The 12,328-nt window shown below is 62.7% G+C and carries 14 protein-coding genes; 9 read left to right on the top strand and 5 right to left on the bottom strand.

What is annotated here, in order from left to right; translation table 11 throughout:
- Window positions 1-121: 121 nt before the first annotated feature.
- From FHR27_RS11550 to FHR27_RS11560, 3 genes are all read left to right on the top strand, one after another.
- The gene (locus tag FHR27_RS11550; protein ID WP_179538634.1) at window positions 122-454 is read left to right on the top strand and encodes a DUF2025 family protein; all 333 of its coding nucleotides are present in this window, start codon (window positions 122-124) and stop codon (window positions 452-454) included.
- 72 nt (window positions 455-526) lie between these two features.
- Window positions 527-925, top strand: coding sequence for a GNAT family N-acetyltransferase (locus FHR27_RS11555; protein WP_042554388.1), 399 nt, complete (start codon window positions 527-529; stop codon window positions 923-925).
- Between the two features lie 174 nt (window positions 926-1,099).
- The gene (locus tag FHR27_RS11560; RefSeq protein ID WP_179538635.1) at window positions 1,100-2,131 is read left to right on the top strand and encodes a GGDEF domain-containing protein; all 1,032 of its coding nucleotides are present in this window, start codon (window positions 1,100-1,102) and stop codon (window positions 2,129-2,131) included.
- A gap of 150 nt (window positions 2,132-2,281) precedes the next feature.
- Here FHR27_RS11560 and FHR27_RS11565 read toward each other — a convergent pair whose 3' ends face one another.
- From FHR27_RS11565 to FHR27_RS11580, 4 genes are all read right to left on the bottom strand, one after another.
- Window positions 2,282-3,937 (bottom strand): cation acetate symporter, encoded by a 1,656-nt coding sequence (locus FHR27_RS11565; protein ID WP_042554390.1) that lies wholly within the window; start codon window positions 3,935-3,937, stop codon window positions 2,282-2,284.
- Window positions 3,934-4,245: a DUF485 domain-containing protein gene (locus tag FHR27_RS11570; RefSeq protein WP_042554391.1), complete on the bottom strand. Its 312-nt coding sequence runs from the start codon at window positions 4,243-4,245 to the stop codon at window positions 3,934-3,936. The genes FHR27_RS11565 and FHR27_RS11570 overlap by 4 nt, the downstream gene beginning before the upstream one ends.
- Window positions 4,246-4,368: 123 nt before the next feature.
- On the bottom strand, window positions 4,369-4,710 hold the full coding sequence (locus FHR27_RS11575) for a hypothetical protein (protein ID WP_042554392.1): 342 nt from the start codon (window positions 4,708-4,710) through the stop codon (window positions 4,369-4,371).
- A 78-nt stretch (window positions 4,711-4,788) separates the two neighbouring features.
- Window positions 4,789-5,361 carry a flavin reductase family protein gene (locus FHR27_RS11580; RefSeq protein ID WP_042554393.1) on the bottom strand — a complete coding sequence of 191 codons (573 nt, stop codon included), beginning with the start codon at window positions 5,359-5,361 and terminating at the stop codon, window positions 4,789-4,791.
- Window positions 5,362-5,552: 191 nt separating this feature from the next.
- Between FHR27_RS11580 and FHR27_RS11585 the strand changes: the two genes are divergently transcribed.
- The 6 genes from FHR27_RS11585 (at window position 5,553) to FHR27_RS11610 (ending at window position 11,142) form a co-directional block, all read left to right on the top strand.
- A complete protein-coding gene (locus tag FHR27_RS11585; RefSeq protein WP_179538636.1) occupies window positions 5,553-7,265 on the top strand; it encodes an amidase in 1,713 nt (570 codons plus the stop codon).
- Window positions 7,266-7,569: 304 nt separating this feature from the next.
- The gene (locus tag FHR27_RS11590) at window positions 7,570-8,283 is read left to right on the top strand and encodes an AzlC family ABC transporter permease (RefSeq protein ID WP_179540091.1); all 714 of its coding nucleotides are present in this window, start codon (window positions 7,570-7,572) and stop codon (window positions 8,281-8,283) included.
- Window positions 8,280-8,594: an AzlD family protein gene (locus tag FHR27_RS11595; protein WP_042554395.1), complete on the top strand. Its 315-nt coding sequence runs from the start codon at window positions 8,280-8,282 to the stop codon at window positions 8,592-8,594. The genes FHR27_RS11590 and FHR27_RS11595 overlap by 4 nt, the downstream gene beginning before the upstream one ends.
- A gap of 340 nt (window positions 8,595-8,934) precedes the next feature.
- Window positions 8,935-9,861: a cation diffusion facilitator family transporter gene (locus FHR27_RS11600; protein ID WP_042554396.1), complete on the top strand. Its 927-nt coding sequence runs from the start codon at window positions 8,935-8,937 to the stop codon at window positions 9,859-9,861.
- 129 nt (window positions 9,862-9,990) lie between these two features.
- A complete protein-coding gene (locus FHR27_RS11605) occupies window positions 9,991-10,671 on the top strand; it encodes a DsbA family protein (RefSeq protein WP_179538637.1) in 681 nt (226 codons plus the stop codon).
- A gap of 171 nt (window positions 10,672-10,842) precedes the next feature.
- The gene (locus tag FHR27_RS11610; RefSeq protein WP_179538638.1) at window positions 10,843-11,142 is read left to right on the top strand and encodes a hypothetical protein; all 300 of its coding nucleotides are present in this window, start codon (window positions 10,843-10,845) and stop codon (window positions 11,140-11,142) included.
- Between the two features lie 6 nt (window positions 11,143-11,148).
- On the opposite strand, the gene FHR27_RS11615 is transcribed toward FHR27_RS11610, so the two are convergent.
- Window positions 11,149-12,093, bottom strand: a complete 945-nt coding sequence (locus FHR27_RS11615) for an AraC family transcriptional regulator (RefSeq protein ID WP_179538639.1) — start codon at window positions 12,091-12,093, stop codon at window positions 11,149-11,151.
- Window positions 12,094-12,328 lie beyond the last annotated feature (235 nt).

Below are 12,328 nucleotides of genomic sequence, written 5' to 3' on the forward strand. Positions count from 1 at the left end.
CCGCCAACCGCCTGCGACAAGCTGTCCACCGCGCCACCCACCCTCTATTGATCTACGGCAAGGCCTGTGTGTTCACAGCCCTTAGCCTGTGGCGATCCGCTTCTCATACGCGAGGGTTCACATGGCTATCACTTCTGCCGACATCTGCGCCGCCGCCGACCAGCTGAAAGGCTTCGTCGGCTTCAACGTCAAGACCGGTCAACACATCGTGCGTTTCAGCGAAGACGCCTTTGGCCTCGACGTCGCCGAAAACAGCATCACACCAACCAGCGAGTTCGTCTGGGCAACTGGCGAGACACCCGAACTGATGACCCTGAAACGCGACCGCCTGAGCCTGCTCTCCGGCCTGCGTATCGATGAGCGCCTGAACATCGGCGAGCCGCTGCGTATCTACCTGCGCCGCGAGGATCTGCCGGAAATCAGCGCGCAAAGGCAGTTGCAACCGAGCGGCTGATCTGGCGCGAACCACTGGTTTCACCCTCGCCCGCCACTTAGACTGGCCGGCCATTCAACGCGGCCGTTTGCCATGCCCGTGTTCTGCCTGTTGCCCGATCATCTGCGCCCACTGGCGGACAAGTTCTATCGCAGCCATCGCTCCGCCATGCGTACCCGCAGCGACCATCAGGTCTGGGTCGCCAGAGATGGCGAGATCGTTGCCGCGCTGTGCCTGCAGGAGGCCGCTCACGGCCAGTGGCTGACCAGCCTGCTGGTCGCGCCGGCACGGCGCCAACAGGGCCTGGCCAGCGCCCTGATCGACGCTGCGCTGCAGGATGCGCAGACGCCCACCTGGCTGTTCTGCCATCCCGACTTGCAACCGTTCTACGAGCGCCAGGGTTTTCAAGCGTGCCACGAACTGCCCTCACCGCTTGCCGAACGCCTGGCCCGCTACCGGCGCAGCAAGACACTGGACGCCATGCGGCGCTGAAACACGCCATTCGTGCATCCTGGCGCATATGCTGGCACTTTGACCACTTTCCTCACTTGCGGTCCGCCAGCGACCCCGCCAATGTGAACGGCTGCCTGAGGTCGAGACGCTCATCTGCAAGCGACCTATCTGCAGCAATCGAGCACGCGCGCCCACAACCAGAATGAAAGCACCATGGCTATTCACGTGAAGCGTCTGCTTGCGCGGCTGCGCAAGGATTTCCAACTTTCGATCATTACCCTCATGGGGCTGTTCGGTGTACTGGGCATTTCGCCTTATGCCGTCTACCGCGCCGTGCACGGTAACTATCTGGTCAGCGTCGCCGATACGGTGATCGTGCTGTCGACCATCCTGGCCGTCATTCACGCCTGGCGCACCGGCGACACGGTCCGACCCGGGGTTTGGCTGGCCGGTATCTTCTCGCTGTGCGCCACACTGATCACCCTCAATCTGGGCGTCAACGGGCTGTTCTGGATTTACCCGCTGATCCTCTTCAACTTCTTCATGGTGTCACCGCCCAGGGCACTGCTCGCGACCGTACTGGTGGTCGCCGCATTGGCGATCTATTCCCTGCTGGTGCCGGGCACGGTATTCGAAAGCCGTTACCAGATGCTGTCGTTTCTGGTCACCGCACTGCTGGCCAGTGTGCTGACCTTCATCTTTGCCTACCGCACCCAGCACCAGCGTGACCAGTTGCATGCCTGGGCCACCCGCGACCCGCTGACCGGCGCCCGCAACCGCCGGGTAATGAACGATGAACTGAAAATCGCCGTATCCAACCGGCGCCGGCACGATATCAATGCCTCGGTTCTGCTGATCGACCTCGACCATTTCAAGCAGATCAACGACCGCTTCGGTCACCAGGCCGGCGACCAGGTGCTGGTGGATTTCGTCGCACTGGCCCAGCGCAGCGTCCGCCAGGAAGATCGGCTGTTTCGCTTTGGTGGCGAAGAGTTTCTGCTGTTGCTGGGCAATACCGATGAACAGGGGCTGCTCTCGGCGGCGGAACACCTGCAGGCGCAGATAGCCCAGCACCTGAGCAGCCCTGGCGGCCTGGTGACCGTTTCCATGGGTGGCGCTGTGCTAAGGGCTGGCGAGCAATGGGAAAGCTGGCTGCAGCGCGCGGACCAGCAGCTCTACCAGGCCAAGGGCGCGGGCCGTGACCGCATCCACATCGATAGCGACGCAACGCTCGAACCAAGCTAGGGTCAACCCCGGCCGCAGCGACCTCTTGCAGGACCCAACCTTGGCCCGAGTAGCAAACGCTGCATATGCGCCTGGTCCGCCACCGCGGATTGCCGATCGCCAGAAAAGAAAAGGGCGGCCCGAGGGCCGCCCTTTTCAGTACTGCACCGATCAGTGAGACGAAGCGCCACTGGCGCCCAGGCCGGTGTGCGAGCGCACGAACTGCGGCAGGAACAGCGCACGTTCCTCTGCAGCCGATTCGGACTTGTCGGTGATCGAGAAGAACCAGATACCGACGAAGGCCACGATGATGGAGAACAGCGCCGGGTATTCGTACGGGAAGATCGCCTTCTCGTGACCGAGCACCGTGACCCAGATGGTTGGGCCGAGCACCATCAGTACCACGGCGGTGATCAGGCCGAGCCAGCCACCGACCATCGCGCCACGGGTGGTCAGGTTCTTCCAGTACATGCTCAGGAACAGTACGGGGAAGTTACAGCTCGCCGCGATGGAGAACGCCAGACCCACCATGAAGGCGATGTTCTGTTTCTCGAAGAGAATCCCCAGGCCGATGGCCAGGATACCCAGGCACACGGTGGTGATCTTCGATACGCGCAGCTCGTCCTTCTCGTTGACGTTGCCCTTCTTGAACACGCTGGCGTACAGGTCGTGGGAAACCGCCGAAGCGCCCGCCAGGGTCAGACCGGCAACCACCGCGAGGATGGTGGCGAAGGCCACGGCCGAGATGAAGCCCAGGAAGATGCTGCCACCCACGGCATTGGCCAGGTGCACCGCCGCCATGTTGTTACCGCCCAGCAGAGCGCCAGCAGCGTCCTTGAAGGCCGGGTTGGTGCTGACCAGCAGGATCGCGCCGAAACCGATGATGAAGGTCAGGATGTAGAAGTAACCGATGAAGCCGGTGGCGTAGAACACCGATTTACGGGCTTCCTTGGCATCGCCAACGGTGAAGAAGCGCATCAGGATGTGCGGCAGACCGGCAGTACCGAACATCAGCGCCAGGCCGAGGGAGATCGCCGAGATCGGGTCTTTCACCAGGCCACCGGGGCTCATGATCCTCTCGCCGTTGGCGTGAACCTTGATCGCTTCGGTGAACAGGGTGTTGAAGTTGAAGTCGACGTGCTTCATCACCATGAACGCCATGAACGACGCACCGGAAAGCAGCAACACCGCCTTGATGATCTGCACCCAGGTGGTGGCCAGCATGCCGCCGAACAGCACGTACATCACCATCAGGATACCGACCAGCACGACCGCCACATGGTATTGCAGGCCGAACAGCAGCTCGATCAGCTTGCCTGCACCGACCATCTGCGCGATCAGGTAGAAAGCCACCACCACCAGCGACCCGCTGGCTGACAGGGTACGGATTTCCTTCTGCTTGAGGCGATAGGACGCCACGTCGGCAAAGGTGTATTTGCCCAGGTTGCGCAGGCGTTCGGCGATCAGGAAGAGGATCACCGGCCAGCCGACCAGGAAGCCGATCGAGTAGATCAGGCCGTCGTAGCCGGACGTGAACACCAGGGCGGAAATACCCAGGAAGGACGCCGCCGACATGTAGTCACCAGCGATTGCCAAGCCGTTCTGGAAGCCTGTGATACCGCCCCCCGCGGTATAGAAATCAGACGTCGACTTGCTGCGTTTTGAAGCCCAGTAGGTGATGCACAGGGTGCCACCGACGAAAGCCAGGAACATCAGGATCGCGGGCGTATTGACTGCCTGGCGCTGAACGTCGCCGGTCAATGCATCGGCCCACAAGGTCGGGGCCAGGGCCATCAGGGCCAACGTGGAGAGGATACGGCCGATCATTTGCCCACCTCATCCAGGATCACCTGGTTCAGGTTGTCGAATTCGCTGTTGGCGCGGCGCACGTAGATGCCGGTCAGCACGAAGGCCGAGAGGATTACGCCGAGGCCAACTGGAATGCCCCAGGTGATCGGAGAACCTTCGGTGATGCGGGTTCCCAGCCAGCCGGGCACGAAGGCGATGAGCAGGATGAAGCCGATATAGATGCCAAGCATGATGGCGGAAAGTATCCAGGCGAATTTTTCACGCTTGGCTACTAGCTCCTTGAAGTGCGGACTTTGCTCGATCCGCCGGTAGATGCTGTCGTTCATTTTATTGTTATCCTCCACAGCAGGATGCTGGTATGGATAACTGTAAGTCAGCATTCAACTTCCGACAGACGACCTTAGTCGAAACCCCCTCCCTTTTAGACCAAAGTCTAATGCCCGGCGCACTCAGCGCCGCTGCTGGTACTGCTGCGTGCCCTGCCCCGGATATCGCTGAATCTGGTAACCGTTCGGGTACTCGGTGCTCTGCCGGATGCCGCCACGGGTCTCGAAGGTCGAGCTGCGCTGGCCGCTTTCATAACGGCTTGAATCGATGCCTTGCGGTATGCGCTGGCCACCATACAGGTTGTAACGCTCCTGACGCTCATAGGTGTCGACGCTGCCACTGGCACCCGGGCTGACGTAAGCCTTGGGAATCACGCGGATGGTCTGCGGCGCGCGCTCGTCGGCGGATGCGCCGGTGGCGGTCAGCACAGCCAGCATCAGGGTAAAACCGATCAGTGATTTCATCTCGAACTCCGATAGCGTTCAGGCGCCAGGTAATCACGCCCTCGCCCCATGTCTAGCTGAGACAGCGCGCAGCGCGGATCATTTGCGACTCAATGCCTCGCCGATCCCATAAAAGTGACCGCCGGCTACGTGATGGATGCTGCGCCAGGCGGGATCGGCCTCCTCGAAGTGCCAGCGCCCGTCACGAAACACCCGCGAATCGGCCCACGCAGCGGTCACCTCGGCGATGAACAGGTCGTAGGTCTGCTGGTTGTGCGGCTCTACGATCAGGCGGCAGGCCAGCCATGCCGAGCAGCCCGCGACGAACGGCAGATTCTGATCGCCCAGGGCGATGAGTTCGACGCCGGTAGTGGCCAACTTGTCGGGCTCATCGTTCAAGCTGCGCGAACCGACCTGGTGAGTCAGTTCCAGCTGCGCGGCAGTGGGTACCTGAATGACTAATCGACCGCTACGCTCGACCAGCGCACGGGTGGCGGTGATCTTGTCCAGTACCACGGTCAGCTTGGGCGGGTCGAAATCCAGGGCACAAGCCCAGGCGGCGGCCATCACCCCGTCGACGCCGTCATGGCGTGCGGATACCAGCACCGTGGGGCCGTGGTTGAGCAACCGGTAGGCCTTGTCCAGGCTCACGGGCTTGATCGGGTTGTCCATCGTTGCGCCTCTGCGAAACTCGAAAACGGCAATGTACAACATCGCACCTCACGAGCCACGACGTGATCGCCCGGACGGCCACTCGCGCGCTAGAATCGGCGCCCGTGCAGGCTTTGCTCGAGCCCTCCATCCCATTCAGGTGCAGCATGACGCCAGGCGTCGTCCACCTGCCAGCTAACAGTGGTGACACCATGATCGAGGTAACCGAAGTTTCCATCGCCCAACTGCGCGCTGCGCTGGAGGCGGGCCGCACCACAGCGGTCGAACTGGTCAAAGCCTACCTCGCCAGGATCGACGCCTATGACGGCCCGCAGACGGCCACCGCGCTGAACGCCGTGGTGGTGCGCAACCCGGACGCGCTGCTCGAGGCAGAGGCATCCGACGCCCGCCGCGCCCGTGGCGAAACCCGCGGCCCGCTCGATGGCATCCCCTACACCGCCAAGGACAGCTACCTGGTCAAGGGGCTGACCGCCGCCTCGGGCAGCCCGGCCTTCAAGGACCTGCTCGCCCACCGCGACGCCTTCACCGTCGAACGCCTGCGCGCGGCCGGCGCCATCTGCCTGGGCAAGACCAACATGCCGCCGATGGCCAACGGTGGCATGCAGCGTGGCGTCTATGGCCGCGCCGAAAGCCCGTACAACGCCAGCTACCTGACCGCCCCGTTCGCCTCGGGCTCCTCGAACGGGGCTGGTACTGCGACGGCTGCCAGTTTCGCCGCCTTTGGCCTCGCCGAGGAAACCTGGTCGAGCGGTCGTGGCCCGGCTTCGAACAATGGCTTGTGCGCCTATACGCCGTCGCGCGGGGTGATCTCGGTGCGCGGCAACTGGCCGCTGACGCCAACCATGGACGTGGTGGTGCCCTACGCGCGAAGCATGGTCGATCTGCTCGAAGTGCTGGACGTGGTCGCCGCCGATGACCCCGACACTCGGGGCGACCTGTGGCGCCTGCAGCCCTGGGTGCCGATCCCCGCCGCCTCCTCGGTAAGACCCGACCGCTATCAGGCACTGGCTGTGGGTGCGGACGCACTGGCCGGCAAACGCTTCGGCGTGCCACGCATGTTCATCAATGCCGACCCGGACGCAGGCACCAGCGACTCGCCAGGCATCGGCGGGCCAACCGGGCAGCGTATCAACACCCGTGCCTCGGTGATCGCGCTATGGGAGAACGCCCGTAAGGCGCTGGAAAGTGCTGGCGCCGAAGTGATCGAGGTGGACTTCCCGCTGGTTTCCAACTGCGAGGGCGACCGCCCTGGCGCCTCGACGGTGTTCAACCGTGGCCTGGTTTCCAAAGAGTTTCTGCATGACGAACTCTGGGAACTGTCAGCCTGGGCCTTCGACGACTTCCTGCGTGCCAATGGCGATCCGAAACTGAACCGTTTGGCGGACGTCGATGGGCCGCAGATTTTCCCCCACGACCCAGGCACCCTGCCCAACCGCGAGGACGATCTGGCCGCCGGGATGGACGAGTACGTGCGCATGGCCGAACGCGGCATCACGCCGTGGAACGAGATCGCCACGCTGCCCGATGGCCTGCGAGGGCTGGAGAAGACCCGGCAGATCGATCTCGAACAGTGGATGGACGCGCTCGGGCTCGACGCCGTGCTCTTCCCTACCGTCGCCGACGTGGGCCCAGCGGATGCCGATATCAACCCGGCTTCCGCCGATATCGCCTGGAGCAACGGCATCTGGGTCGCCAACGGCAACCTCGCCATTCGCCACCTCGGCGTGCCCACGGTGACGGTGCCGATGGGTGTGATGGCGGATATCGGCATGCCCGTCGGGCTGACCTTCGCCGGCCGCGCCTACGATGACTCGGCGCTGCTGCGACTGGCCTGCGCCTATGAGTCGACAGGTTCGCAACGCCAGATTCCACCGCGCACCCCGCCGCTGTCGAAAGCCGAGTGATGAGCCCGCGTGATTGTCGAGCTGCAAGCGACAATCACGCTCACGCTGTATCGCCTGACCGAGCAGCAACTGGCCTGCCAGCGTGGCTAGCGGGATAAGCTCGGGCTGGAGCCCATCCCCCTCATCACTGCATTCGCAATTCGAATGATAGACCGGCGAATTATGCGTTTTACGGAAGAATGCACCCGACACATACTTTCGCCATAGGCTCACTACACCCCGGGTGGAGAAACTCGCATTAACCGCCTTTTCGGACATCGCGAATGCTGTCGATAAGCGCAACGGATGCATGAACAGGAACGATATGTTGTCGAACAGCGATAAGAACTTGGAAGCGATTAATGTCTCGATCGCCTGGGATGGATTCAAGGCATTCCTGCCCATTTCGGCCTTCGTCGTGCTGTTCGGGCTGGCTTTCGGGCTGGCCGCCACGCAGACCGGGCTGAGCACCGAGACCAGCCTCGTCATGAGCGCACTGGTCTTCGCCGGGGCATCGCAGTTCGCGGCGCTGGATCTGTGGGGCACGCACATACCACTAGTGCCTCTGGCGCTGACGGTGTTCGCGATCAATGCCCGTCACCTGCTGATGGGTGCCACGCTGTACCCCTGGCTGAGCAACCTGCCGCCAGCCAAACGCTACGGCGTCATGCTGGTCGCCTCCGATGCCAACTGGGCCATGTCCATGCAGGCCTTCGGTTCTGGCAAGCCAGGACTGGGGCTGCTGCTCGGTGGCGGCCTGGCGCTGTGGTCAGCCTGGCTGCTGGGAACCTGGCTGGGTATCTATTTTGGCAGTGCAATCGACGACCCCGTGAGCTTTGGCCTGGACATGGTCATGGGCTGTTTCCTGCTGGCCATGGTGGTCGGTGGCAAGAAGGATCTGCGGATTTTGATCATCTGGACGGTCGCTGCGTGCGCCTCGCTGCTGGCCTACTGGTATTTGCCCAGCAACAGCCATGTGGTGGTCGGTGCCTTGGCGGGCGGCGTGCTCGGTGCCTTGTGGATGGAGAAGCAAGCATGATGATCGAATCGACGGGTTCCGGCGCCATGATCGTCGTCATCGTGATGGCGGTGGTGACGCTCGCCACCCGTTGGGGCGGTATTTTCGTCATGTCGTTCGTGCCGATAAACCTCAGAACCCAGCAGTTCATCAGTGCCATGTCCGGCTCGGTACTGGTGGCACTGCTGGCGCCCCTGGCACTTGAAGGCGACAACGGTGCACGGCTGGCATTGGCGAGCACGGCGGTTGTCATGCTGCTGGTCAAGAAACCACTGCCGGCGATTGCCGCGGGGATACTGGTTGCCGCTCTCGTCAGGCAAACGGGGCTTTAAACCGCAGCCTGGCGCTGCCACCACGCGTGGTCAGCGCGGCATCCAACATTGCGCCAGCGCATTGAATACTTGCCAATTCGCCAATTTTTTATGCGCGAGCGCTCACCTATACTGGCTGACGAATATCATCGTGCTGGTCACTCTCGCCTTCCCGGACTCCTGCAATGCAGGGGCAGGAACTGCTCAGTCAGAGCCCGTCACAAGCCACTCCAGGCCCAGTTCCTGGCGCCAGGCGCCAGGCGCCAGGCGCCATCGCTCAGGCCAGCCGAAAGATAGTTTTTTGAGTCTCCGAAATGACAGGCCACGCCTGGCATCTCGTCCCAGTATCCGGTAATCGATCATGAAAACAGAACAAGGCATCCTGCGCCTATCCATCGCCGTCACCCTGCTGCTAGCGGGTGGCGGTATCCTCTTTGGTCTCTTGTCGGGGTCCTTCTCCATCGTCTTCGACGGCGTCTATTCGCTCGCCGATGCCAGCATGAGTGGCCTGGCACTGATCGTCGCCACGCTGATCCGCAAGCACACGTCCAACAGCGACGCCAACCGCCGCCTCGCCGAGCGCTTCAATATGGGGTTCTGGCACCTGGAGCCCATGGTGCTGGCGCTCAACGGCACCTTGCTGTGCGGCGTGACGCTGTACGCGCTGATCAATGCGGTCGGCAGTCTGCTGGCAGGCGGCAAACCCCTCGACTTCGGCTTCGCGATCATCTACGCGCTCGTGGCAACCATCGCCTGCTTCAGCCTGGCCGCCCTGGAGTTTCGCGCCAACAAACTCATCCGCTCGGACTTCGTGGCCCTGGATGCCAAGGCCTGGGTGATGTCCGGGAGCATCTCGCTGGCATTGTTGATCGCCTTCATGCTGGGCGAGGTTACCGCCTCGACCACCTATGGCTGGCTTGGCCCCTACATCGACCCGGCGGTGCTGGCGATCATCTGCCTGGTGATTCTGCCCATGCCGCTGCTGACCATCCGCCAGGCAATGGCCGATATCCTGCTGGTCACGCCGCCAGCGCTGAAGATGCACGTCGACGAGGTAGCCTCCGGCGTGGTCGCCCAACAGGGCTTCGTCGGCTATGAAGCCTACGTCGCCAAGGTGGGCCGTGCCCTGCAGGTCGAGCTGTACTTCATCGTGCCTGCCGACTGGCCAGCCCAGACCCTGGACGACTGGGACCGGCTGCGCGACGCCATCGGCGAAGCGATTGGCGACGAAGGCCCCAACCGCTGGCTGACCATCGCCTTCACCACCGATCCGCAATGGGCCAGGTAGCGGCCCTGCTGGCGAGCGAGCAGATCGATATGCACGCTCCAAGCAACAAAGCGTCAACCTCGGGGCAGTAGATCACTCTCGAGCCAGCTATTAAGGTGCGGCCACTAGCATTCCACGAGGGCTTTGGCCATGGCATCCGTTCGCTTCCAGTACATCTTCGACCCCCTGTGTGGCTGGTGCTACGCCAGCTCCCCTGCATTGGCCACGCTGGCACAGGCCTGGCCTGAACGCCTCGAAATGCGCCCCAGTGGTCTGTTTTCCGGCCCGGGTGCGCGGGCGATGTCCGCCGAGTGGGCGGGCTACGCGTGGAGCAACGATCAACGCATTGCCGCGGCGACCGGCGAAGCGTTCAGCGAGGCATACCGCGACAAGGTGCTGATGGATGACGCCACGCCATTCGACTCGACATACATCAACCGGGCGCTGACCGCCGTCCAGCAGATCGGCGCCGAGCTGGAGCCCGGCCTGCTCAGGCAGCTGCAGGTCGCCAGGTACGTGGCAGGCAGCAACACCGCCATCGTTCAGGTCGTCGCCGACGTGACGGCAGGGTTTCTCGGCGACGCCGGCCACACCACCGACGCCACGGAGCTGGGTCAGCGCCTGGAAACGGATGACGCGCTGACCCGACAGACGCAAACACGCATCGACACCACTCAACAGTTGATGAACAGACTTGGCATCCGTGGCGTACCGCAACTGCTGGTACAGGTCGATGAGACGCTTCACGCCATTCCCTCGGCGGCGCTGTATCAAGGGCGTGACGTACTGCTGGGCGAGCTGCGCAAAGTGGCTGGAAGCGCACTGGGCTGATCGCGCCTCTGCGCGTTTTCGAGCCCCCGAACCTCGGGAGATCCCATACCCGACTTCACCGGCAAGAGGCTGCGCCTGCTATTTCCGCAATGGCAGGGCGGCCCCCTACCGGATCTCATGGGGCTCGGCACTGTCAGCCCCTCTTCGCTCGCCGAGCGAGGCAGCCAGCCGGTGATCGAATGGTTCAAGGCCACAGGCGCCAGGCACCTGGCCATTCACTTCGACCTCGATGCGCTGGATCCGGCGTTCTTCCGAGGGCTGCTGTTCGCTAACCCCGCAATGCCCAAAGGCACCTTCGATGGCGTAGCTCAAGGCCAACTGAGCATGGCGCAGGTCGTCGAGGTGTTGAGTGATCTCTCAGCCAACGCCGATGTAGTCGGCATCGGAATCGCCGAACATCTGCCCTGGGACGCCCTGGCGCTCAAAACGATGCTGGCCAGGCTTCCGCTGATTGGAGCACGCGACAGTTAAGCCTCTCTAGCCAGCGAGCTGGCCCTGTTCAAACGCTTGCCTATCTGCCAGCCCGCGCAACACGGCGATATCCCGCTTGGGCGGCGCGCCGAACAGGCGGCTGTATTCGCGGCTGAATTGTGAGGGGCTTTCGTAGCCGACCTTGAAAGCAGCGCTGGAAACGTCCAGATGCTCGTTGAGCATCAGCCGTTTGGCTTCGTTCAGGCGTAGCCACTTCTGGTACTGCAGCGGGCTCATGGCGGTGAGCTGGCGAAAATGATGATGGAAGGTCGGTGAACTCATCTGCACGCGGGCGGCCAGCTCCTCGACACGCAGTGACATGGCGAAATTGAGTTTCAACCAGTCGATGGCCTTGGCGATGCGGTAACCCTGGCCATCGACGGAGGTGATCTGGCGCAGCTTGCCAGCCTGATCGCTCATCAACAGCCGGTAGTGAATCTCACGCTGGATCAACGGTGCGAGTACGGGGATGGCCTCCGGCTCATCGAGCAACGCCAGCAGCCGCTCGAAAGATGCCAGCAGCGGCGCGGTGACCCCGCCGATCCCCACCCCCGTGCCCGCAGATCGATCACGGGTGGTCGGCAGACCGCCCTCGGCGATCAGCTCGGCCAACACGCGCAGATCGAGCTTCAGGGTCAGCCCCAGGCAGGGCCGCTGCGGGCTCGCCACCAGCACTTCGGAATTGGCGGGCAGGTTCAGCGAAGTGACCAGAAAACGCGAAGGATCATACGGATAGCCTTCGCCGCCGACCCACAGGCGCTTCTCTCCCTGAGCGACGAGGATGATGCTCGGCTCGACCATGCACACTACCGGCGGCGAAGGCTCTTCACGCCTGAAAAAACCAAGTCCGGCAATAGCGGTTTTCTCATCACCCGGGCGGGCAATGCGTGCTCCGATATGCTGCGTGAGCGACTCGTGCAGCGATGCGATTGGCGCGTTGTGTCTGTTCATCGTCAAGCCTGTATCTGCTTCTTCATCGCACTCTAACCCGCTCGCTCCGCCCTTCCCATCGAAAGCCGGCAAGCTCATCGGATCGGGCAAGTAATCCAGTGAATTGCGCTACAGACCGCATGGGCAGCTGCGCAGAATGGCACGACCTGCGACAGACCACCGATCGCATCACTACCGGAGTGCATTCAATGGACAACTCGTTTTCACGCCTGGGACTGATCCAGAGCGCCCTCTT

The sequence above is a fragment of the Pseudomonas flavescens genome (assembly GCF_013408425.1).
Lineage (GTDB): Bacteria > Pseudomonadota > Gammaproteobacteria > Pseudomonadales > Pseudomonadaceae > Aquipseudomonas > Aquipseudomonas fulva_A.